The 21821-nt window shown below is 55.2% G+C and carries 20 protein-coding genes; 13 read left to right on the plus strand and 7 right to left on the minus strand.

Annotated elements, in window-relative coordinates; translation table 11 throughout:
* The first annotated feature begins 9 nt into the window (after nucleotides 1-9).
* The gene (gene phnP / locus WB237_RS20825) at nucleotides 10-768 is read left to right on the plus strand and encodes a phosphonate metabolism protein PhnP (protein ID WP_336216028.1); all 759 of its coding nucleotides are present in this window, start codon (nucleotides 10-12) and stop codon (nucleotides 766-768) included.
* 45 nt (nucleotides 769-813) lie between these two features.
* Here phnP and yjdP read toward each other — a convergent pair whose 3' ends face one another.
* From yjdP to WB237_RS20840, 3 genes are all read right to left on the minus strand, one after another.
* Entirely contained in the window at nucleotides 814-1140 is a 327-nt protein-coding gene (yjdP, locus tag WB237_RS20830; RefSeq protein WP_047345567.1) for a DDRRRQL repeat protein YjdP, read from the minus strand.
* A 75-nt stretch (nucleotides 1141-1215) separates the two neighbouring features.
* Nucleotides 1216-1842 (minus strand): GNAT family N-acetyltransferase, encoded by a 627-nt coding sequence (locus WB237_RS20835; RefSeq protein WP_336216031.1) that lies wholly within the window; start codon nucleotides 1840-1842, stop codon nucleotides 1216-1218.
* Between the two features lie 121 nt (nucleotides 1843-1963).
* Nucleotides 1964-4243, minus strand: a complete 2280-nt coding sequence (locus WB237_RS20840) for an ATP-binding protein (protein ID WP_336216033.1) — start codon at nucleotides 4241-4243, stop codon at nucleotides 1964-1966.
* Between the two features lie 125 nt (nucleotides 4244-4368).
* On the opposite strand from WB237_RS20840, the gene WB237_RS20845 reads away from it, so the two are divergent.
* Genes WB237_RS20845 through WB237_RS20870 form a run of 6 tightly spaced genes read left to right on the plus strand, consistent with a single transcriptional unit; the run spans nucleotide 4369 to nucleotide 10464 of the window.
* Nucleotides 4369-5889 (plus strand): sugar ABC transporter ATP-binding protein, encoded by a 1521-nt coding sequence (locus WB237_RS20845; RefSeq protein WP_028017906.1) that lies wholly within the window; start codon nucleotides 4369-4371, stop codon nucleotides 5887-5889.
* Nucleotides 5886-6881 carry an ABC transporter permease subunit gene (locus WB237_RS20850; protein WP_049007722.1) on the plus strand — a complete coding sequence of 332 codons (996 nt, stop codon included), beginning with the start codon at nucleotides 5886-5888 and terminating at the stop codon, nucleotides 6879-6881. The genes WB237_RS20845 and WB237_RS20850 overlap by 4 nt, the downstream gene beginning before the upstream one ends.
* 30 nt (nucleotides 6882-6911) lie before the next feature.
* Nucleotides 6912-7853 (plus strand): ABC transporter substrate-binding protein, encoded by a 942-nt coding sequence (locus WB237_RS20855; RefSeq protein ID WP_049007723.1) that lies wholly within the window; start codon nucleotides 6912-6914, stop codon nucleotides 7851-7853.
* A 49-nt stretch (nucleotides 7854-7902) separates the two neighbouring features.
* Nucleotides 7903-8589 (plus strand): D-lyxose/D-mannose isomerase, encoded by a 687-nt coding sequence (locus tag WB237_RS20860; protein ID WP_129996879.1) that lies wholly within the window; start codon nucleotides 7903-7905, stop codon nucleotides 8587-8589.
* A gap of 10 nt (nucleotides 8590-8599) precedes the next feature.
* Nucleotides 8600-9460, plus strand: a complete 861-nt coding sequence (locus WB237_RS20865) for a ketose 1,6-bisphosphate aldolase (protein ID WP_129324891.1) — start codon at nucleotides 8600-8602, stop codon at nucleotides 9458-9460.
* Entirely contained in the window at nucleotides 9460-10464 is a 1005-nt protein-coding gene (locus tag WB237_RS20870) for a carbohydrate kinase family protein (RefSeq protein ID WP_336216037.1), read from the plus strand. Before WB237_RS20865 ends, WB237_RS20870 begins: the two co-directional genes overlap by 1 nt.
* Here WB237_RS20870 and WB237_RS20875 read toward each other — a convergent pair.
* A complete protein-coding gene (locus WB237_RS20875; protein ID WP_028017912.1) occupies nucleotides 10461-11192 on the minus strand; it encodes a response regulator in 732 nt (243 codons plus the stop codon). The genes WB237_RS20870 and WB237_RS20875 overlap by 4 nt on opposite strands.
* 256 nt (nucleotides 11193-11448) lie before the next feature.
* Here WB237_RS20875 and fdhF point away from each other — a divergent pair, with 256 nt between their 5' ends.
* The 3 genes from fdhF (at nucleotide 11449) to WB237_RS20890 (ending at nucleotide 14865) form a co-directional block, all read left to right on the plus strand.
* Nucleotides 11449-13596: a formate dehydrogenase subunit alpha gene (fdhF, locus tag WB237_RS20880; protein WP_336216040.1), complete on the plus strand. Its 2148-nt coding sequence runs from the start codon at nucleotides 11449-11451 to the stop codon at nucleotides 13594-13596.
* A 320-nt stretch (nucleotides 13597-13916) separates the two neighbouring features.
* On the plus strand, nucleotides 13917-14069 hold the full coding sequence (locus WB237_RS20885) for a Hok/Gef family protein (protein ID WP_028017915.1): 153 nt from the start codon (nucleotides 13917-13919) through the stop codon (nucleotides 14067-14069).
* Nucleotides 14070-14190: 121 nt separating this feature from the next.
* On the plus strand, nucleotides 14191-14865 hold the full coding sequence (locus tag WB237_RS20890) for a tetratricopeptide repeat protein (protein WP_336216043.1): 675 nt from the start codon (nucleotides 14191-14193) through the stop codon (nucleotides 14863-14865).
* Nucleotides 14866-14902: 37 nt separating this feature from the next.
* On the opposite strand, the gene gltP is transcribed toward WB237_RS20890, so the two are convergent.
* Nucleotides 14903-16216, minus strand: coding sequence for a glutamate/aspartate:proton symporter GltP (gene gltP, locus WB237_RS20895; protein ID WP_014830305.1), 1314 nt, complete (start codon nucleotides 16214-16216; stop codon nucleotides 14903-14905).
* 423 nt (nucleotides 16217-16639) lie between these two features.
* Between gltP and acs the strand changes: the two genes are divergently transcribed.
* The 3 genes from acs to actP all read left to right on the plus strand — a co-directional run bounded on the left by acs (nucleotide 16640) and on the right by actP (nucleotide 20637).
* Nucleotides 16640-18598: an acetate--CoA ligase gene (gene acs, locus WB237_RS20900; protein ID WP_114979527.1), complete on the plus strand. Its 1959-nt coding sequence runs from the start codon at nucleotides 16640-16642 to the stop codon at nucleotides 18596-18598.
* Between the two features lie 78 nt (nucleotides 18599-18676).
* Nucleotides 18677-18991 (plus strand): DUF485 domain-containing protein, encoded by a 315-nt coding sequence (locus WB237_RS20905; RefSeq protein WP_114979528.1) that lies wholly within the window; start codon nucleotides 18677-18679, stop codon nucleotides 18989-18991.
* Nucleotides 18988-20637 (plus strand): cation/acetate symporter ActP, encoded by a 1650-nt coding sequence (gene actP, locus WB237_RS20910; protein ID WP_114979529.1) that lies wholly within the window; start codon nucleotides 18988-18990, stop codon nucleotides 20635-20637. The genes WB237_RS20905 and actP overlap by 4 nt, the downstream gene beginning before the upstream one ends.
* A 32-nt stretch (nucleotides 20638-20669) precedes the next feature.
* Here the strand turns inward: actP and WB237_RS20915 are convergent, their stop codons facing one another.
* Both WB237_RS20915 and WB237_RS20920 read right to left on the minus strand, forming a co-directional pair.
* Complete coding sequence (locus WB237_RS20915) at nucleotides 20670-21359, minus strand: LrgB family protein (protein WP_014830302.1); 690 nt, start codon at nucleotides 21357-21359, stop codon at nucleotides 20670-20672.
* Complete coding sequence (locus WB237_RS20920) at nucleotides 21352-21762, minus strand: CidA/LrgA family protein (protein WP_129996884.1); 411 nt, start codon at nucleotides 21760-21762, stop codon at nucleotides 21352-21354. The genes WB237_RS20915 and WB237_RS20920 overlap by 8 nt, the downstream gene beginning before the upstream one ends.
* Between the last annotated feature and the right edge of the window lie 59 nt (nucleotides 21763-21821).

Raw genomic sequence — 21821 nt, forward strand, 5'->3', positions numbered from 1 at the left:
AGGTATGCGATGAGTCTGACGATCACGTTAACCGGCACCGGCAGTGCCCAGCTGGTTCCGGTATTTGGCTGCGACTGCGCGGCATGTCGCCGGGCGCGTTTGCAGGATAGCTATCGCCGTCGTCCGTGCAGCGCGGTGGTCAAATTCAATGAAGCCATTACCTTGCTGGATGCCGGTATTCCGCATCTGATGGACGACTGGCCGGCAGGCAGCTTCCAGCAGTTTTTGCTCACGCATTACCATATGGATCACGTTCAGGGGCTATTCCCGCTACGCTGGGGAGTGGGGGCGACCATTCCGGTCTATGGTCCGCCGGACGACGTGGGCTGTGACGACCTGTTCAGGCACCCGGGGCTCCTGGACTTCAGCCATACAGTGGAACCGTTTGTGATGTTTGAGCTACAGGGGATGCGGGTCACACCGTTGCCGCTCAACCACTCGAAACTGACCTTCGGGTATTTGCTGGAATCGGCCCACAGCCGCGTGGCCTGGCTATCGGATACCGCCGGGTTGCCGGAAAAAACGGTGAAGTTCCTGCTTAATAACCGGCCGCAGGCGATGATTATCGACTGCAGCCACGAACCGCGCGATGAAACGCCGCGAAACCATTGCGACTTAAATACCGTAATTGCGCTAAACGAGGTGATTGGCTGCCCGCAAGTGATCCTGACGCACATCAGCCATCAGTTTGACGTGTGGATGATGAATAATCCGCTTCCGGAAGGGTTTGAAGCGGGGTATGACGGCATGGTATTGGCGCTGGATTAGTTTTTCACCCTCTTCCGTGGAGAGGGTTAAGGCAACAGGCCGCACTTACCCTCGGTCGTAATCGTCTTCTAACCTGCGCTCATCCTCTTCTAACCGACGGCGATCGTCATCCAACTGACGCTGACGCTCGTCTAAACGGCGGCGTCTGTCTTCAAGCTGCCGACGACGGTCGTCGTACTGTCGACTGTCGATTTGGCGGCTGCGGTCATAACGATCGTCGTCGTCATCGCTGCTTCGGCTACTGCTGGGGTTATAGGCGTCGTTGATCGCCTGCTGAATATTGCCAATGGCATCATCAACAATATCGGCGTGAGCCAGTTGGCTGGTGAGTGACAGCAGACCAAATAACAGAGCAGTTGAGTAACGTTTCATAAGGCCAGACTCGCAGGTGAACTGGCTTTACGATAATGAACAACAGGGAACGGGGGTAGCGGAGGAATCTCAAATTCAGTTGTGCCCAGGGTCTTTCATCAGTTGATTTGCACGCTGTTTATTTTCTGCAACCAGTACAATGCCATAACATTTTTGATCCGGCGAATGGCTCCAGATACGATCTTCGGGTATACAACCGCCGTCATAGATAACCTTACTACCATCATACGGCCAAAATGCTCCCTGCTCGGTATCGAGAACAAATACAGCGATTTGGTCAGACTCGCGGGCAATTTTCTGCCAAAGCATCTTCCCACCCTCATATTGTTCAAAATCACTGACAAGCGTCACGCCACACTGTAATACCAGGGATTCATACAGGCGAGTTGCCAGTCCCTTGTCACGCTCGGCAGGATCAACGCATATACCTTCTACCTGAATAACGTTGGTATCTTCCCAACAACGCTCGACAGCAATGATATCTTCACCCAAATGCGTTTTACGTTGTAAATCCAGGGCAGCAACAACCCGATGCCGAGGCACACCATCGAAGGTTTCGACATCCGCTTCAATAATCGCAGCCCTTGGCGTCTGGCTATCAAAGATGACATGTAACACTCGCCCGGAGAGAACAAATTCATCAACGAGCTTGAATGACCTTGCTACGGTCTTTGGGCTGTAAGTTGTAGGCATCACGATCATTTGTGAGTCCCCTCTGGTAAGTACCGGCATAGTTCCCTTTATATCCCAATCTGCCAAATTTTGCGCAGGTTAGCATCACCCGGTTTACTCACACTCTTGATGAATTCCTAAATATCACTGCTTATAAACAGACTTTCCGCAGCGCCTGCGCCAACTGCACCCGCGTAAACGGCTTACGCAGTAACTGGACATCTGGCAACTGAGGGTTATGCGCGGGCCGTAAATCCTGACCGCTGATCAACAACACCGGAAGCTGCGGATAATGGCTGCGCACATGGTTAATCACCTCAGCGCCGCTGAGGCTGCCCGGCAACATCAGGTCGCTGATAAACATGCCAATATCCGGTGAGACCTCCAACATTCTCAACGCCTGCTCACCGTTCTCCGCCTCCAGCGTCAGGTAGCCAAGCTGATGCAGCTGCTCGCACAGGGTCTGACGAACATCCGCCTCATCTTCCAGCACCAGCACCAGCCGCTCGCTATCACCGGCGGCGGTGGCAGAGAGCACTTCATCCTCAGACATAACGGGCAGCATCGAGCGCGGGAGGTGAAGCCGAACGGTTGTCCCCTGCCCCGGCGCGCTTTCAATCTCCACGCGACCACCTGACTGGCGGACAAAGCCGTAGACCATCGACAGACCTAACCCACTCCCGCTTCCGGTCTGCTTGGTGGTGAAGAACGGTTCAAAGACCCGGGATTTCACCTCCTGCGACATACCGCTGCCGCGGTCAATCACCTCCAGCGCCACCATATCCTGCCTGCGCCCGTCGCTACGGGTGACGCGCTGATTCCAGGTACGGATTTTAATTACCCCGCTTTGCCCTTCCATCGCATCGCGGGCATTCATCACCAGATTGATAATGGCGTTCTCCAGCTGGCTGACGTCTATCCATGCGGGCCAGGCTGGGGATTGCGCTTCAATCTCCAGCGTCAGGGTCGCAGGCAAGGAGTGGAGCATGAGTTCCCTGAGGTTTTCCAGCAGCGGTTTCATCTCGACCGCGTGCGGCGTCAGGGATTGCTTACGGGAAAACGCCAGCAGGCGCTGAGTGAGGAGAGCACCGCGTTCGGCAGCCTTCAGCGCCCGGGTGATACGCGGCGCATCTTTTGATTCCGGATCGGTAAGCTCAAGACTGCCGATGATCACCGCCAGCAGGTTATTAAAATCATGCGCCAGCCCACCCGTCAGTTGTCCAACGGCTTTCATCTTCTGGCTGTGCAGCAGTGCCTCTTCCAGCCCCTGACGCTCAATGCGGTCGATCTCCATCTGCGTGGTTTTCTCTTTCAGCAGACGCGTGGTGTGCTCAAGTGAGGCGGTGTTGCGGGCAAAAACGTTAAACGCACGCGCCAGCTCACCCAGCTCATCACGCCGCTGCAGCGCAGGGACAGAAACATCCTGTTCGCCATGGGCGAGACGCGACATCGCCCGGGAAATGGCCGTCAGGTTTGAGGCCAGATTGCGATAGATATACCAGCAGGCGCATCCGGTGATGATCAGCGCCAGCACGGCGAAAATGCTGATAAATACGCTGATAGATTGCAATTCGTGATGGCTCTGGGCCGTGCGAAGCCGGGAGGCTTGCGCCACCTGTTCGACGTACTGATTAATATCACTGTTGAGGATCGCCACCAACGCCTTGATGTGGAACATATACCAGCTTATCGCCAGATCGCTTTCTTCCAGTTGCTTCGACAGCGGCGCGAGCTTACGCAGTTCGTCGTTAAAATCGGGCAGGACGCCATTCACCACCGGCTGCGCCGCACTCCGCGGCAGCGTTGCCGTCACCGCATCCAGCTGCTGCACCGTGGCGCGCGGCGAGGGGGTGTCGATAGCGGCGATAATCAGCCTGTCCATCTCCATTAGCTGCTGTGCATCCGGGATATTACTGTCGTAACGACGATTGATATCCTGCAAATGCCGTAAGTAGCTCTGACTCTGATACAGCGAGCTCAGCAGCGCATTACGTTCCAGATGGCGTCGCTGCCCGCGTTCAAGCATCTCCGTCACGCTCTGCTGTAATTCATTGCTTCTCTGAATAATTCGCGCCACCAGCGCCGGTTCCTGCTGCGCCAGTGGCGCATCAGCAAGCTGTTCCAGCGAGTGACGCAGTGCCATTTGCGTCTGCTTCAACCGGTCAGCTTCGCCTTTATATTCCAGCGCCCCTACGACTTGCGAAAGCCTCACCGCCGCCGTTGCCACGTTGGCGGTATCCCGTGCGAGATTCATACTGCCGGTCATGTCATCCAGCGTTTGCTGTTGAACCTGCTCCTGGATCTGGCTGGCATGACGAAACCCCAGCACTGCCACACCGCTGACCATGAGCGTCACCGCAACCACCAGCAGATTGAAAATCAGCAGGCGACCACGGGCGCTGGCAAAAAACGGGGGGCGGTGTGATGACATGTTAGCTCCGTAACTGTGATCGACATTAGCTATTCATAACTATGACAAATATGAACGGCTTCTGACATTTTGCATTTACGCACCTGTGATGAAGTGCAGATATCGACATTCACAGGAGATCCGCCATGAGCAGAACCCCGGTATTAGAGATGCGTCACATTGCCAAGACGTTTGGCAATTTCCACGCGCTCAAGGGTGTGGATTTGACGGTCTTCCCCGGTGAGATCCATGCGCTGATGGGTGAAAACGGCGCGGGAAAAAGCACGCTGATGAAGATCCTCGCGGGAGCCTATACCGCCACCAGCGGTGAGATCCTGATCGACGGTCAGCCGTTTCACATCAAGGGGCCAAAAGATGCGCTGGCCGCAGGCATTACCCTGATTTATCAGGAGATGCAGCTGGCGCCCAATCTGACCGTTGCCGAAAACATCTTCCTCGGCAGCGAGCTGTCTCGGGGCGGGCTGGTACAGCGTAAAGAGATGGCTGCCCAGGCGCAGGCAGTGATTGAGCGCCTTGGCGCACATTTTAACGCCACCGACCTGGTGATGAAGCTGACCATTGCCGAGCAGCAGCAGGTGGAAATTGCCCGCGCACTGCACCGCAACAGCCGCATTCTGGTGATGGACGAACCCACCGCGGCCCTCTCCTCACGAGAAACCCATCGCCTGTTTGAGCTGATTTTGCGCCTGCGCGATGAAGGAATGGCCATTATCTATATCAGCCATCGGATGGCGGAAGTGTACGAACTCTCCGACCGCGTCAGCGTTCTGCGTGACGGGCAGTACGTCGGCAGCCTGACCCGCGACAAACTGAACGCCTCTGAGCTGGTGAAGATGATGGTCGGTCGCCCCTTAAGCGATCTGTTTAACAAAGAACGCGATATTCCACTCGGCAGCCCGCGTCTCAACGTTCACCACCTCACCGACGGTAAAAAAGTACAGCCTTGCAGCCTGCAGGTACGTTCAGGGGAAATTGTCGGTCTGGCGGGTCTGGTGGGGGCTGGCCGCTCCGAACTGGCACAACTGATCTTCGGCGCGCGCAAAGCCACAGGCGGCATGATTGAAGTTGATGGCGAGCCGGTAGTGATCCACTCCCCGCGTGCGGCAATTGAAAACGGGATCGGTTTTCTCACTGAAAACCGCAAGGAACAGGGGTTGTTCCTCGAACTGGCGGCGCAGGAGAACATCACCATGGCCACGCTGGAGCGCGACGCAACCTTCGGCATGCTTAACCGCAAAAAAGCACAGTCCATTTCCGATGATGCCATCGCCCTGCTTAACATCCGCGTGCCCCATTCTCAGGTGCGCGCAGGTGGGCTATCAGGCGGTAACCAGCAAAAACTGCTGATCTCCCGCTGGGTAGCAATCGGTCCGCGCATTCTGATTCTGGACGAACCGACGCGCGGCGTGGACGTCGGCGCGAAAAGCGAGATCTATCGCATCATGAACCAGATGGCGCGCAAGGGCGTGGCGATTTTGATGATCTCCAGCGAACTGCCGGAAGTGGTGGGCATGAGTGACCGGGTGTACGTCATGCGTGAAGGCAGCATTGCGGGTGAACTCCACGGGCATGACATCTCTCAGGAAAACATTATGACGCTGGCAACCGGCGTGAACGACACTCATCATCAGGCGGTGCAATCATGACAACTCCTACCCATCCGCAGCAGGTGGCGAAATCCGCCTCCGCCAAAAAAATGCTGATGAGCGATCTGATGCAAACGGTCGGTATTTTGCCGATTTTAATCCTGATTGTGGCGGTATTTGGTTTTATCGCCCCTAACTTCTTCACCGAGAGCAATCTGCTCAACATTACCCGTCAGGCCTCGATCAACATTGTGCTGGCGGCAGGGATGACATTCATCATCTTAACCGGCGGGATTGACCTCTCCGTAGGCTCGATTCTGGGCACCACGGCGGTGGCCGCGATGGTGGTATCCCTGATCCCGGAATTTGCGATGCTCTCTATTCCGGCGGCCCTGATGCTCGGCATGGTGCTGGGCCTGTTCAACGGCGCGCTGGTGGCCTTTGCCGGGTTGCCGCCCTTTATCGTCACGCTCGGGACCTATACCGCGCTGCGCGGCGCGGCCTATCTTCTGGCCGACGGCACAACGGTCATTAACTCAAACATCAATTTTGAGTGGATCGGTAATAACTATCTCGGCCCCATTCCCTGGCTGGTGGTGATCGCCCTGGCAGTGATTGCGGTGTGCTGGTTTATCCTGCGCCGCACCACGCTTGGGGTTCACATCTATGCAGTCGGCGGCAACATGCAGGCGGCACGACTGACCGGTATTAAAGTCTGGATGGTGCTGCTGTTTGTATACGGCATGAGCGGTCTGCTCTCTGGCCTGGGCGGGATCATGAGCGCATCGCGACTTTACAGCGCCAACGGCAATCTGGGCATGGGTTACGAGCTGGATGCAATCGCGGCAGTGATCCTCGGTGGTACCAGCTTTGTCGGCGGGATCGGCACGATCACCGGCACGCTGGTAGGTGCGCTGATCATCGCCACCCTCAACAACGGCATGACGCTAATGGGCGTCTCCTACTTCTGGCAACTGGTGATCAAAGGGGCGGTGATCATCATTGCGGTGCTGATCGACAAATACCGTACCCGACACCATCAAAGTGCATAACAACAATACCCTACAAGCGAGGAAGAAAAGATGCGTTTGAAACCGTTAGTGACCGCGCTCTGTGCTGGCGCACTGCTTGCCGCAACGCCGTTTGCGCAGGCGAAAGATTTGAAGTCCATCGGTGTGACGGTGGGTGACCTGGCTAACCCGTTCTTCGTGCAGATCACCAAAGGTGCCGAGCTGGAAGCGCGCAAACTGGCGGGGGATAACGTTAAAGTCACGCTGGTCTCCAGCGGTTACGATCTGGGTCAGCAGGTGGCGCAGATCGACAACTTTATTGCCGCCAAAGTGGACATGATCATCCTTAACGCGGCGGACTCCAAAGGTATCGGCCCGGCGGTAAAACGCGCGAAGGACGCCGGGATCGTGGTGGTCGCGGTTGACGTGGCAGCGGAAGGGGCAGATGCCACCATCACCTCCGATAACACCCAGGCAGGCGAAATGGCCTGTAAGTACATAACCGACCGCCTGAAAGGTAAAGGCAATGTGGTGATCATCAACGGGCCACCGGTGTCAGCGGTACAGAACCGCGTGGAAGGTTGTCAGACAGAATTCAAAAAACATCCGGATATCAAGGTGCTCTCAGATAACCAGAACGCCAAAGGCAGCCGTGAGGGTGGGCTGGAAGTGATGACCTCCTTACTGGCCGCCAATCCGAAGATCGACGGCGTGTTCGCGATTAACGATCCCACCGCGATCGGTGCCGATCTGGCAGCCAAACAGGCACAACGCAGCGAGTTCTTTATCGTTGGCGTGGATGGTAGCCCGGACGGTGAAGAAGCGCTGAAGCGGGAAAACTCCCTGTTTGTGGCGACCCCAGCGCAAGATCCGCAGGTGATGGCGGCAAAAGCGGTGGAGATCGGCTATGACATATTACAGGGCAAGCCTGCACCGAAAGCGCCTGTGCTGATCCCGGTGACGATGATCGATAAAAAGAATGTCGGAACCTATAAGGGATGGACGGTTAAGTAACCCTTTTCCCTCTCCCGCCGGGAGAGGGAACTGTTTTCAAGGAGTCCCCATGAAACGCTCCGACATCAACGAAATCCTCGGCCACACGCGGCAGTTTTTCTCCATGCACGATGTGCACCTCCCCCCTTTCGCCAGCTTTCCGCCAACAAAATGGCAGCAGCTTGACCAGGCTGCGTGGCAGGAAGTGTTCGACCTCAGGCTCGGCTGGGACGTGACGGCATTCGGTGGCAACAATTTTGCCGCCCAGGGCCTGACGCTGTTTACTCTGCGCAATGGTTCCCCCAACGGGGTGCCGTATGAAAAATGCTACGCAGAAAAAATCATGCACGTGCGAGACGGCCAGGTCACGCCTATGCATTTCCACTGGCGCAAGCGGGAAGACATCATCAACCGGGGCGGCGGGAATCTGATTATTGAGTTATGGAACGCCGGCGCGCATGAAGAGACCGAAAACACCGACGTGACCGTCACCGTCGACGGCTGTCGGCAGACCCACGCGCCCGGTAGCCAGTTGCGCCTCACACCAGGGGAAAGCATCTGTCTCACGCCCGGTCTGTACCACAGTTTCTGGGGCGAACGCGGGTTTGGCGACGTTCTGGTGGGCGAAGTGTCATCCGTGAACGACGACGAACACGATAACCATTTTCTGCAGCCCATTGCACGCTACAACAGTATTGAAGAAGACGAACCGGCGGTACTGGTGTTGTGCAACGAGTACAGTCTGTTTCGGATATAAGGAGTGAATGATGCCATTGATTTCTCTTGCCGACGGTCTTGAGCACGCCAGAGAGCACCGCTACGCACTGGGTGCGTTTAACGTACTCGACTCCCATTTCCTGCGTGCGTTGTTTGCCGCCGCCAGGCAGGAACGATCGCCGTTTATCATCAACATCGCCGAAGTGCATTTTAAGTATGTGTCGCTGGATTCGCTTGTGGAAGCGGTTAAGTTCGAGGCCGCTCGCCACGATATTCCCGTGGTCCTCAACCTCGACCACGGTCTGCACTTCGAGGCTGTGGTGCGCGCTCTGCGCTTAGGGTTCAGTTCGGTGATGTTCGATGGCTCCGCGTTGAGTTACGAGGAAAACATTCGCCAGACACGGGAAGTCGTGAAGATGTGCCACGCGGTGGGTGTGTCGGTGGAGGCTGAGTTGGGAGCGGTTGGTGGTGACGAAGGCGGCGCGTTGTATGGGCATGCGGATGAAGCCTTTTTTACTGATCCGCAACTGGCACGCGAATTTGTCGATCTGACGGGTATTGATGCCCTGGCCGTCGCCATTGGTAATGCACACGGAAAATACAAAGGCGAGCCGAAACTCGACTTCCCACGCCTGGATGCGATTCGCCAGCAGACGGGTCTGCCGTTGGTGCTGCATGGAGGTTCCGGGATTAGCGATGCCGATTTTCGTCGCGCCATCGAACTGGGCATTCATAAAATCAATTTCTACACCGGGATGTCGCAAGCGGCTCTGTCCGCCGTTGAGCAGCGTATGGCAAAACGCCAGCCACTCTATGACGAGTTTGCCGAACTGTTGCTGGGTATAGAAGAGGCGATTTCCGATACGGTCGCTGAACAGATGCGCATCTTTGGCAGCGCGGGGCAGGCATAATGGAACGCAAAGGGATTATCGCTGCGGGCAATATGCTGGTGGATCACGTCCACCAGATCGTGCAGTGGCCAGAACGCGGCTGGCTGGCAGAAATTACCCACAGCGAACGTTCCACCGGCGGCGCACCGCTTAACGTTCTGCTGACGCTGGCGAAAATGCATGTTGCCCTGCCCCTGCAGGCGGTGGGACTGATTGGTGAAGATAGCGACGGGGACTACATTCTGGCAATGCTCGACCAGTACCACGTCAATCGCCAGCGGGTGCAACGCACGACCTTTGCCCCAACCTCCATGTCGCAGGTCATGACCGATCCCAGCGGACAGCGCACCTTTTTCCACTCACCGGGGGCAAACCGTCTGCTGGATCTTCCCGCCTTCGATCGTTTAGACGGATCGATGAAGATCTTCCATCTCGGTTATTTGCTGTTGCTCGACAGCCTTGATATGCCCGATGACGAGTTTGGCACCCGTAGCGCGCGGCTACTGGCGCAAATGCGCGACCAGGGGTATGAAACGTCGCTCGATCTGGTCTCCCGCAAGGGCGACCCGCGCTACCAGCCGCTGGTGCTCCCTGCCCTTCGCCATCTCGATTATCTGGTGATTAACGAGCTGGAAGCCGGAGAGTTTAGCGGGCTGGAGATGCGTGACGAGCATGATGCACTGCACATTACCCATATTGCCCAGGCCGCTTCTCAACTGCTGGCATCTGGCGTTCGTCAGCGCGTGGTGATCCACTGCCCGGAAGGCGCATGGGGTGAAGCGCCGGGTGAGCAAGGCCGCTGGATCCCGTCATGGTTGCTGGAACAGGAACAGATCATCGGCAGCGTTGGCGCGGGAGATGCCTTTTGTGCGGGCTTTTTATACGGCTGCCACGAATCGTTGTCGCTAACGGACAGTATTTATCTGGCACACGCCTGCGCGCGGGCAAGCCTGCTGGCCGCCAATGCGATTGACGGCGCGAAAACGCTGGCCGAGTTGCAGCTGTTTATTAAAGAGAATACTTAGGCCGCTTTTTCGCTGTGAGAGACGTCGGTGGCAAAAACGTAGCCCAGTCCACGGATGGTTTTAATGAGTGCAGGCTGGTGCGGATTGGCCTCGATTTTCCGTCGCAGGCGCATGATTAACACATCAATAGTGCGGTCAAAGACCTCGGCGCTTTCGCTGTGGGTCAACTCAAGCAGTTGATCACGGCTCAGTACCCGGCGAGCATTTTGCGTGAGTGCCAGCAGTAAGCCGTACTCGCCCTGTGTTAAGGGCACGGTGTTACGGTTAGGATCGCTCAGTTCACAGCGCGCGGTATCCAGCGTCCAGCCGTTAAAGGTAATCCCCTCTACACTCGGCACGGGAACGTCTGCGGCCAGCACGCCCGTGCGACGCAGCACGGCTTTAACGCGGGCGACCACAACACGCGGGTTAAACGGCTTGCCAATATAATCGTCGGCCCCCATCTCCAGCCCCACCACCACGTCGGACTCACTGCCCAGCCCGGTTAACATGACCACCGGTAGCGCCGGACGCTGCTTTTGCAGCTGCAGCAAAACCTGCAGACCGTTGATATCCGGCAGCATCATATCCAGCAGAACCAGAGCAATATTCGGCTCCTGATGAACACGGTTCAGGGCATCCTGGCCGTTATGGCAGACCAGCACACTAAAGACGTGCTCACTCAGCACATCCTGAAGCAGTTCGCAGACTGCAATATCGTCATCAACCACCAGAATCGCCGGTTTCATCGCATGCTTCCGTCAGGGGATTATTTTAAGTCTGAACCATTCTGCCGTCGGCTCCAGTCAAATAGTTTTTTCAGTCACGAAAATTCAACCCATGTCACATCCGCTGCCCTGTCGACACGTCAATTTTGACGATTGGCTGCTTTTCGTCAGGGTTTTCACTGCAAATGGGCCGTAAAGTCTGAGTATACCCATATAAAAAACATGGCATAGAAGCTGCATAGTGGGTGCGAAAGATTCGATTAACTGGAGCAGACTGATGAAAAAAGTCGTCACGGTTTGCCCTTATTGTGCCTCAGGTTGCAAAATTCACCTGGTGGTCGATAACGGCAAAATCGTCCGGGCGGAGGCCGCACAGGGGAAAACCAATCAGGGCACGCTATGCCTGAAAGGTTACTACGGCTGGGATTTTATTAACGATACCCAAATCCTCACCCCGCGCCTGAAAACCCCTATGATCCGCCGCGAGCGCGGTGGCAAGCTGGAATCCGTCTCCTGGGATGAGGCGCTGGATTACGTCGCCTCACGCCTGAGTGCCATTAAGGCCAAATACGGCCCTGATGCCATTCAGACCACCGGTTCCTCACGTGGGACAGGAAATGAAACGAACTATGTAATGCAGAAATTCGCGCGCGCCGTTATTGGTACCAATAACGTCGACTGCTGCGCTCGCGTCTGACACGGCCCATCGGTTGCAGGTCTGCACCAGTCGGTCGGTAACGGCGCAATGAGTAATGCGATCAACGAGATAGATAATACCGATCTCGTGTTTATTTTCGGCTATAACCCGGCGGATTCTCACCCTATCGTCGCGAACCATGTTATTCGCGCCAAACAGAATGGGGCGAAGATCATCGTCTGCGATCCGCGGAAAATTGAAACCGCGCGCATTGCCGATATGCACATGGCATTGAAAAACGGTTCGAACATCGCGCTGTTGAACGCAATGGGGCACGTCATTATTGAGGAAAACCTGTACGACCAGGCGTTTGTCGCCACCCGTACGGAAGGCTTTGACGAGTACCGGAAAATTGTCGAAGGCTATACGCCAGAGTCGGTAGAAGCGATAACCGGCGTCAGCGCGCAGGAGATCCGCCAGGCGGCACGGATGTATGCCGGAGCGAAAACCGCCGCGATCCTGTGGGGCATGGGCGTGACCCAGTTCTACCAGGGGGTGGAAACCGTTCGTTCTCTGACCAGCCTCGCCATGCTGACGGGGAATCTCGGTAAGGCGCACGTTGGCGTCAACCCGGTACGTGGTCAGAATAACGTGCAGGGCGCGTGTGATATGGGCGCACTGCCGGATACTTATCCGGGCTATCAGTACGTGAAATTCCCGGAGAACCGCGCCAAATTCGCGAAGGCCTGGGGCGTGGAAAGCCTACCGGAACACACCGGGTATCGCATCAGCGAGCTGCCGCACCGCGCGGCACACGGCGAAGTGCGTGCGGCTTACATCATGGGCGAAGATCCGCTCCAGACCGATGCCGAGTTGTCAGCGGTGCGCAAAGGGTTTGAGGACCTGGAGCTGGTGATTGTCCAGGATATCTTTATGACCAAAACCGCAGCAGCGGCGGATGTGATTCTACCGTCAACGTCCTGGGGTGAACATGAAGGTGTCTATACGGCAGCAGACCGTGGCTTCCAGCGCTTCTTTAAAGCGGTAGAGCCAAAGTGGGATCTGAAAACGGACTGGCAGATTATCAGCGAAATCGCCACCCGCATGGGTTATCCGATGCACTACAACAACACCCAGGAAATCTGGGATGAGTTGCGTCATCTGTGCCCGGATTTCTTTGGTGCCACCTACGAAAAAATGGGTGAACTGGGGTATATCCAGTGGCCATGCCGGGATGAGTCAGAGGCTGATCAGGGCACGTCGTATCTCTTCAAAGAGAAGTTCGACACCCCGAACGGGCTGGCTCAGTTCTTCACGTGTGACTGGGTCGCCCCCATCGACAAACTCACCGATGAGTATCCGATGGTGCTTTCCACCGTGCGTGAAGTTGGCCACTACTCCTGTCGTTCCATGACCGGCAACTGTGCCGCACTGGCGGCACTGGCGGATGAACCAGGCTATGCGCAGATCAACACCGCCGATGCCGAACGGCTCGGTATTGAGGATGAAGCGCTGGTGTGGGTGAACTCACGTAAAGGCCGAATCATTACTCGTGCGCAGGTCAGCGACCGTCCTAACAAAGGTGCGGTCTATATGACCTACCAGTGGTGGATTGGTGCCTGTAACGAACTGGTGACGGAGAACTTAAGCCCGATAACCAAAACGCCGGAGTATAAATACTGCGCCGTCAACGTGGAGCCAATTGCGGATCAGCACGCTGCGGAACAGTATGTTATCGACGAATATAACAAGCTGAAAGCCCACCTGCGCGAAAGTGCAATGGGTTGAAGCTGTTAATTCAACAGTGAATAAAGGGAGTGAGATATTCACTCCTTTTTTATTTCCGCTTAAAGCATTCGAAATATCAATTATTATTCTGGAAAGCCGCTCGCAGAAATAATGTAATTTACGCAAACAAGAATTACATCTTTGCATTTTAATTCAGAGGGATAAGATGTGCGGCGGGTGCTTAAGACTTTCTGTCTTGAGCATTGTTGAGGGACAGAAAGTGGAAAGCCCCGGGAAATCGTCATTTACCCGAGGCTACCCCTCAACACCAACAGGTTGAGAGTAGCCTCTTATTCTAGTTTTCACAAGGAGTAAAAGGCATGACGCCATTAAAAACTGCGTTAGGCATTGTCTTTATTATTTGCCTGACGATAGTAATATTTACCTTTATTAATCGCGGTAAGTTATGCGAACTCACAATAAAGAGTGAACATCAGGAGGTGGCGGCGAAATTAGCCTGCAACGCAGGCTAACCTCTTCGGGCGGAGCGACGGTTCCGCCCGGCTTGTCGGATGCTGAGGTCTTAATGCACCCATTTTTTTCTTCTGCCACCGCGATTATACTGCGCGGCATGTACCAAGATGATAAGAATCCATGAAACACATTTTCCTGTTGTTGTTATTTTTTACTTCGCTTGCCCGTGCCGATGAGATTGGCAGCCAGTATAAAAAGCAAGCTGAAGCGGGTGATGCCCGCGCCCAGTATTATCTTGCCGATACGTACTTCAGCTCTGGCGACAGCAAACAGGCGGCGCTGTGGGCAGAGAAAGCGGCAAAAGGGGGCGACGTCGATGCGATGGCGCTGCTGTCGCAAATTCAGTTTACGCAGGGTGATTATGCGCAGGCTAAAGCACTGGCGCAGCAGGCGAACATCGCAGGCAGTAAACGAGGGGCGATCATGCTGGCACGCGTGTTGGTCAACACCCAGGCAGGCAAAACCGACTATCCACAGGCCATCAAACTGCTGCAAACGGCAACCGAAGATATCGACAATGACTCGGCGGTAGATGCGCAACTGCTGCTGGGTTTGATTTATGCCAACGGTGTAGAAGTGGCTCAGGACGATGTTCAGGCGGCATCATGGTTTAAACGCAGTTCAGCACTTTCACGTACGGGCTACGCCGAGTACTGGGCTGGAATGTTGTTCAGACAGGGTGAGAAAGGCTTTATCATCCCCAATAAACAGAAAGCGCTGTACTGGTTGAACCTGAGCTGTACTGAAGGGTTTGATACGGGATGCGAAGAGTTTGATGCGTTGAGCGGGGAGTAAACATTGCCGGGTGGCGCAGGCCACCCGGCTTTTTACATTACTGGTCAGCCGTCTTATCAAAACGACCCAGCACCTCGCGTTCATACGCCAGCGCTTTTTTACGATCGAATTTGTGTTCCCACTTGGCAATCACCAGCACCGCCAGCGCATTACCCACCACATTCAGCGCTGTACGCGCCATGTCGAGGATACGGTCAACACCGGCGATGAATGCCAGGCCTTCCAGCGGGATCCCGACACTACCCAGCGTTGCCAGCAGCACCACGAACGAAACGCCCGGCACGCCTGCGATACCTTTTGAGGTCACCATCAGGGTCAGCACCAGCACGATTTCCTGCCACAGCGACAGGTCAATCCCGTACAGCTGAGCGATGAAGATCGCCGCAATACTCTGATACAGCGTAGAGCCATCCAGGTTAAAGGAGTAGCCGGTTGGCACCACGAAGCTGGTGATCGACGCCGGTGCGCCGTAGGCTTCCATCTTCTCAATAATGCGCGGCAGCACGCTCTCAGAGCTTGCCGTGGAGTAGGCCAGAATCAACTCATCTTTGAGAATACGGATCAGGATCCAGATGCTCAACCCGCACAGACGCGCCACGATGCCCAGCACCACCAACGCAAAGAACAGGATGGCGAAGTGCACCAGAATCACCAGCTTCGCCAGCGGCCAGAGGGAGGCAAAACCGAAATTCGCTACGGTCACAGCAATAAGCGCAAACACCCCAACTGGCGCATAGCGCATCACCATGTGAGTCACTTTGAACATGGTTTCAGAGATTGAGCGGAACACCGTCACCAATGGTTCACGGTGTGTCGCAGGCAGGGAAGAAAGGCCCAGACCAAACAGCACCGAGAAGAAGATGATAGGCAGCATCTCACCCTTCGCCATAGACGCCACGATGTTGGTTGGCACCAGCGACAGGATCGTTCCCATCAGGCCATGCGCATGGCTCTGCACATCAGCAGTTGTGCTTTGGTATTTCGAAATATCCACCGTCGCCAGTTGCGACATATCAATCCCGGAGCCTGGCTGGAACACATTCGCCATCGTAATGCCCAGGATAATGGCAATCGTCGTGATCACTTCGAAATAGATAATGGTTTTCGCCCCGATACGGCCTAACTGTTTCGCATCGCCGACGCCCGCAATACCGACTACCAGCGTCGAGATCACAATCGGTACCACAATCATCTTGATCAGATGAATAAAGATATCACCTGCTGGCGAGAGCAGGTTCGCAATCAGCCATTCGCGACTGTCACTGTGATAATGGAGGTAACTACCCAGCAAGATGCCCAGCACAAGGGCTAGCAAAATTTGCCAGGCCAGGCTGACTTTAACGTTTTTCATAGAAACTGACTTCCTCAATGAAGCTCCCTGATCACTCGAACTGCATGAATATGGAGCCATACTGAAAGGGTATGAATTGTGTTGCGTTGGTTTATGGGATTTTTTAACGCGGCGTATGAGTATCATTTGCACGGTATGTTGCGCAAGCCTTAAAGAACGATGCGTTTCACTACGAAAAGTTGCTATGACGCGAGTTTGTGATAATCCCGATAAATAACCTTTTGTTATAAAAACGCTTTTTTAGGTTCAATTGTGAATAATCGGTTCGCTAAATTATTTTTCTTCAAAGTTTCATTCGCTCATTTTTCATACTATTCAAACAATGCGTGATCTGCCGCCCAAATAATAAACAAAGCTTGTAAAGCCCCTACAATTAACGTTTTTGCGACATATTATTAACATCTTACAAGGAGAAAAAAAGCCATGAGCCAAATACATAAACATGACATTCCCGCAAACATTGCGGACCGTTGCCTGATCACCCCGGAGCAGTACCACGAGAAATATCAGCAATCTATCAACAGCCCGGACATCTTCTGGGGTGAACAGGGTCATATCCTTGACTGGATCAAACCTTATCAGAAGGTGAAAAACACCTCCTTTGCGCCAGGCAACGTCTCCATAAAATGGTATGAAGATGGCACGCTAAACCTGGCGGCAAACTGCCTTGACCGTCACCTTGCCGAGCGCGGGAATGAGACGGCCATCATCTGGGAAGGCGATGATGCCTCGCAGAGCAAACACATAACATATAAAGAATTGCACCGCGACGTGTGCCGTTTCGCCAACGTCCTGCTGGAAAAAGGTATTAAAAAAGGCGATGTCGTGGCTATTTATATGCCGATGGTACCCGAAGCGGCGGTTGCCATGCTGGCATGCGCGCGCATCGGTGCGATCCACTCCGTCATCTTCGGCGGCTTCTCGCCAGAAGCGGTTGCCGGTCGTATTGTCGATTCAAATTCTAAACTGGTGATCACCGCCGATGAAGGCGTGCGCGCTGGTCGCAGTATTCCGCTGAAGAAAAACGTCGACGAAGCACTGAAAAACCCGAATGTGAAAAGCGTCAGCAACGTTGTGGTGCTCAAGCGTACCGGCGGTAAGATCGACTGGAAAGAAGGTCGTGACCTGTGGTGGAGCGATCTGATTGAAAAAGCGAGCGACCAGCATCAGCCAGAAGAGATGAATGCGGAAGATCCGCTGTTTATCCTTTATACCTCTGGCTCTACCGGTAAACCAAAAGGCGTGCTGCATACCACTGGCGGCTATCTGGTCTATGCGGCCACCACCTTCAAATACGTTTTCGATTATCACCCGGGCGACATTTACTGGTGTACTGCTGATGTGGGTTGGGTAACCGGGCACAGCTACCTGCTGTACGGCCCACTGGCCTGCGGTGCCACTACGCTGATGTTTGAAGGTGTACCGAACTGGCCAACCCCGGCGCGTATGTGCCAGGTGGTCGACAAACACAAGGTCAACATTCTCTATACTGCGCCAACGGCGATCCGTGCGCTGATGGCGGAAGGCGATAAAGCCATCGAAGGTACTGACCGCTCTTCCCTGCGCATTCTTGGTTCTGTGGGTGAGCCTATCAACCCGGAAGCCTGGGAGTGGTACTGGAAGAAAATCGGTAACGAGAAATGCCCGGTGATGGACACCTGGTGGCAGACCGAAACGGGCGGCTTTATGATCACCCCAATGCCAGGTGCGACCCAACTGAAAGCGGGTTCTGCAACGAACCCATTCTTCGGTGTACAACCTGCGCTGGTAGATAACGAAGGTCATCCGCTGGAAGGGGCAACCGAAGGCAACCTGGTGATCACTGACTCCTGGCCAGGTCAGGCGCGCACCTTGTTCGGCGATCACGAACGCTTCGAGCAGACCTATTTCTCGACCTTTAAAAACATGTACTTCAGTGGCGATGGCGCGCGTCGCGATGAAGATGGTTACTACTGGATAACCGGACGCGTGGACGATGTGCTGAACGTCTCCGGCCACCGTCTGGGCACCGCCGAGATTGAATCTGCGCTGGTGTCTCATCCGAAGATTGCTGAAGCCGCCGTTGTGGGTATCCCGCATAACATCAAAGGCCAGGCGATTTACGCCTATGTCACCCTGAACCACGGTGAAGAGCCATCGCCAGAGCTGTATGCCGAGGTGCGCAACTGGGTACGTAAAGAGATTGGCCCGCTTGCCACACCGGATGTTCTGCACTGGACCGACTCGCTGCCGAAAACCCGTTCAGGCAAAATTATGCGTCGTATTCTGCGCAAAATCGCGGCAGGTGACACCAGTAACCTCGGTGATACTTCAACACTCGCCGATCCGGGTGTGGTGGACAAACTGCTCGAAGAGAAGCAGGCCATCGCAATGCCTTCGTAACCCCCTCACCCTAACCCTCTCCCGCAAGGGAGAGGGAATAATAAAACCTCCCCTACCAATACTTCTGGAGACTCTGTGATGAATAACGATATTTGTCAGCAGATAGAGAATAGTGCGCACTACAGGGAGCTCGTCGATAAACGGCAACGGTTTGCCTTCTTCCTTTCCATCATCATGCTGATTATCTACGTCGGCTTTATTCTGCTTATCGCCTTTGCCCCACACTGGCTCGGCACCCCGCTCCACGAGGGGACCAGCGTCACGCGCGGGATCCCCATTGGCATTGGCGTGATTGTGATTTCATTTGTGCTGACCGGCGTGTACGTCTGGCGCGCGAACGGTGAATTCGATCGTCTTAATAAAGCGGTACTGCGAGAGGTAAAAGCATCATGAAGCGAGTCCTGACGGCGCTAGCCGCCACACTTCCCTTTGCCGCCCACGCGGCGGATGCCATTACCGGCGAGGTACAGCGCCAGCCAACCAACTGGCAGGCGATTGTGATGTTCCTGATTTTCGTCCTGCTGACGCTGTACATCACGTACTGGGCGTCGAAACGTGTGCGCTCCCGTAACGATTACTACACTGCGGGCGGCAACATTACCGGTTTCCAGAATGGACTGGCGATTGCCGGCGACTTTATGTCCGCGGCCTCGTTCCTCGGCATCTCTGCCCTGGTGTATACCTCAGGCTACGATGGTCTGATTTACTCGCTCGGCTTCCTGGTCGGCTGGCCAATCATTCTGTTCCTGATCGCTGAACGCCTGCGTAACCTGGGACGTTACACCTTCGCAGACGTCGCATCTTATCGCCTGAAACAGGGGCCAATTCGCACCCTCTCAGCCTGTGGCTCGCTGGTGGTGGTTGCGCTGTATCTGATTGCGCAGATGGTGGGCGCAGGTAAATTGATCGAACTCCTGTTCGGCCTGAACTACCACGTCGCAGTGGTATTGGTTGGCGTCCTGATGGTGATGTACGTCCTTTTCGGCGGCATGCTGGCAACGACCTGGGTGCAGATCATCAAAGCGGTACTGCTGCTGTTCGGCGCCAGCTTTATGGCCTTCATGGTGATGAAACACGTTGGGTTCAGCTTCAATAACCTGTTTACCGAAGCGATGGCGGTCCACCCAAAAGGTGAAGCCATAATGAGCCCTGGCGGCCTGGTGAAAGACCCGATTTCAGCCCTTTCACTCGGTCTGGGCCTGATGTTCGGTACTGCAGGTTTGCCGCATATCCTGATGCGTTTCTTCACCGTGAGCGATGCACGCGAAGCACGCAAGAGCGTTTTCTACGCCACCGGTTTCATGGGTTACTTCTATATCCTTACCTTTATCATCGGCTTTGGTGCCATCATGCTGGTGGGGGCAAACCCGGTGTTTAAAGATGCGGCAGGGGCGCTGATTGGTGGTAACAACATGGCGGCGGTGCATCTGGCCGACGCGGTGGGCGGTAATCTGTTCCTCGGCTTTATCTCCGCCGTGGCCTTCGCCACCATTCTTGCGGTGGTTGCAGGCTTAACGCTGGCAGGTGCATCTGCGGTGTCGCACGACCTCTACGCCAACGTCTTCCGTAAAGGCGCGAGCGAACGTGATGAGCTGAAGGTTTCCAAGATCACCGTGCTGGTGCTGGGTGTGGTCGCTATTCTGCTGGGTATTCTCTTTGAGAAGCAGAATATCGCCTTTATGGTGGGGCTGGCCTTCTCGATCGCGGCAAGCTGCAATTTCCCTATCATCCTGCTCTCCATGTACTGGTCAAAACTGACCACCCGTGGGGCGATGATTGGTGGTTGGCTGGGACTGCTGACGGCAGTGATCCTGATGATTCTGGGCCCAACCATCTGGGTACAGATCCTCGGTCACGCAACGGCGATTTTCCCGTATGAATACCCGGCGCTGTTCTCTATTGCCGTGGCGTTTATCGGTATCTGGGTCTTCTCGGCCACCGATAACTCCCCGGAGGGTAACCTGGAACGCGAGAAATTCCGCGCCCAGTTTATCCGCTCTCAAACCGGCCTGGGCGTTGAGCAAGGTCGCGCACACTAAGTCTTTCTCCCCGGTCACTCTGGCCGGGGAATTTAGAACATCACCCACGCCACCAGCGGCGCAATCAGTACCATCACCACACCTGAGAGCATCATCACCAGGCTTGCCACGACGCCCTCCTGCTGACCCAGTTCATAGGAACGTGCCGTGCCCGCCCCGTGCGACGCCGCGCCAAACCCCGCACCTTTCGCCATCCCTTCCCGAATAGACAGACGCAGAAACAGCATATCGCCCACCGCCATGCCGAAGACGCCGGTGACAACAACAAACAGCGCCACCAGATCCGGCTGTCCACCAAGCGGTTTGGCTGCGGCCAGCGCAAATGGCGTCGTCACCGAACGTACGGCCAGGCTGCGCTGAATTTCATCGGGTAGCGTAAACAGCCGCGCCAGCCAGACCGAGCTACAGACCGCCACCACCGTGGCGGTGATCACGCCTGCACTGAGTGACATCCAGTGGCGTTTGATAATCGCCAGGTTGTCATACACCGGGACGGCAAAGGCGATAGTTGCTGGCCCCAGCAACCACAGTAGCCAGTGGGATTCGCCAATGTAGTTCTGCCAGGAGATATGACCGAAGACCAGCATCAACACCAGCAGGATCGGCGTGAAGACCAGCGGCATCAGCGGCAGGGCGTGAAAACGGCGATACAGCCGCTTGTTAGCAAAGTAGATCACCAGCGTCGCAATCAGACACAGCACGCTTATCTGAAAGTTAGTCATTTCTGTGCCTGCTGATTTCAAACCGGTAGACTTTATCTACCACCCAGGCGGTCGCTCCCAGCACCATCAGTGTGCTCAGTGCGATAACGGCAAAGATGCGCCAGCCATCCACCATCAGCAGTTGCGCATAGTTCACCACCGCCACCACGGCAGGGACAAAGAACAGCAGCATCTCTGCCAGCAGCCAGCGCGCGCCAGCCCGCACCCATTTGAGGGGAATGACGCGACAAAGGATGAGCGTAAGCATCAGCATCATCCCCACCAGGTTGGCTGGCAACGGCAGATGCAACCAGCCGACAAGATATTCGGCAAAAACAAACAGTCCCGCGTAGAGCAGTACCTGAACCGGTACCTGGAGTCGTTGCACAACGGCAGGCGTAACACGGCTTAACGCCACGGCCATGGGGGGTTCCTCAAAAATGAGACGAGGCGCCAGTATAGTGAGCGCACGGTATGGACAGA

The organism is Enterobacter sp. P82 (assembly GCF_037053385.1).
GTDB lineage: Bacteria > Pseudomonadota > Gammaproteobacteria > Enterobacterales > Enterobacteriaceae > Enterobacter.

What these genes read in the sequence shown, in the direction of transcription:
- WB237_RS20915 (WP_014830302.1), bottom strand. Translation starts at nt 21,359, where the DNA reads ATGACTAACTTTCAGATAAGCGTGCTGTGTCTGATTGCGACGCTGGTG.
- yjdP (WP_047345567.1), bottom strand. Translation starts at nt 1,140, where the DNA reads ATGAAACGTTACTCAACTGCTCTGTTATTTGGTCTGCTGTCACTCACC.
- WB237_RS20920 (WP_129996884.1), bottom strand. Translation starts at nt 21,762, where the DNA reads ATGGCCGTGGCGTTAAGCCGTGTTACGCCTGCCGTTGTGCAACGACTC.
- phnP (WP_336216028.1), top strand. Translation starts at nt 10, where the DNA reads ATGAGTCTGACGATCACGTTAACCGGCACCGGCAGTGCCCAGCTGGTT.
- WB237_RS20860 (WP_129996879.1), top strand. Translation starts at nt 7,903, where the DNA reads ATGAAACGCTCCGACATCAACGAAATCCTCGGCCACACGCGGCAGTTT.
- WB237_RS20850 (WP_049007722.1), top strand. Translation starts at nt 5,886, where the DNA reads ATGACAACTCCTACCCATCCGCAGCAGGTGGCGAAATCCGCCTCCGCC.
- WB237_RS20885 (WP_028017915.1), top strand. Translation starts at nt 13,917, where the DNA reads ATGACGCCATTAAAAACTGCGTTAGGCATTGTCTTTATTATTTGCCTG.
- WB237_RS20870 (WP_336216037.1), top strand. Translation starts at nt 9,460, where the DNA reads ATGGAACGCAAAGGGATTATCGCTGCGGGCAATATGCTGGTGGATCAC.
- WB237_RS20865 (WP_129324891.1), top strand. Translation starts at nt 8,600, where the DNA reads ATGCCATTGATTTCTCTTGCCGACGGTCTTGAGCACGCCAGAGAGCAC.
- gltP (WP_014830305.1), bottom strand. Translation starts at nt 16,216, where the DNA reads ATGAAAAACGTTAAAGTCAGCCTGGCCTGGCAAATTTTGCTAGCCCTT.
- WB237_RS20890 (WP_336216043.1), top strand. Translation starts at nt 14,191, where the DNA reads ATGAAACACATTTTCCTGTTGTTGTTATTTTTTACTTCGCTTGCCCGT.
- acs (WP_114979527.1), top strand. Translation starts at nt 16,640, where the DNA reads ATGAGCCAAATACATAAACATGACATTCCCGCAAACATTGCGGACCGT.
- actP (WP_114979529.1), top strand. Translation starts at nt 18,988, where the DNA reads ATGAAGCGAGTCCTGACGGCGCTAGCCGCCACACTTCCCTTTGCCGCC.
- WB237_RS20840 (WP_336216033.1), bottom strand. Translation starts at nt 4,243, where the DNA reads ATGTCATCACACCGCCCCCCGTTTTTTGCCAGCGCCCGTGGTCGCCTG.
- WB237_RS20835 (WP_336216031.1), bottom strand. Translation starts at nt 1,842, where the DNA reads ATGATCGTGATGCCTACAACTTACAGCCCAAAGACCGTAGCAAGGTCA.
- WB237_RS20875 (WP_028017912.1), bottom strand. Translation starts at nt 11,192, where the DNA reads ATGAAACCGGCGATTCTGGTGGTTGATGACGATATTGCAGTCTGCGAA.
- WB237_RS20855 (WP_049007723.1), top strand. Translation starts at nt 6,912, where the DNA reads ATGCGTTTGAAACCGTTAGTGACCGCGCTCTGTGCTGGCGCACTGCTT.
- WB237_RS20845 (WP_028017906.1), top strand. Translation starts at nt 4,369, where the DNA reads ATGAGCAGAACCCCGGTATTAGAGATGCGTCACATTGCCAAGACGTTT.
- WB237_RS20905 (WP_114979528.1), top strand. Translation starts at nt 18,677, where the DNA reads ATGAATAACGATATTTGTCAGCAGATAGAGAATAGTGCGCACTACAGG.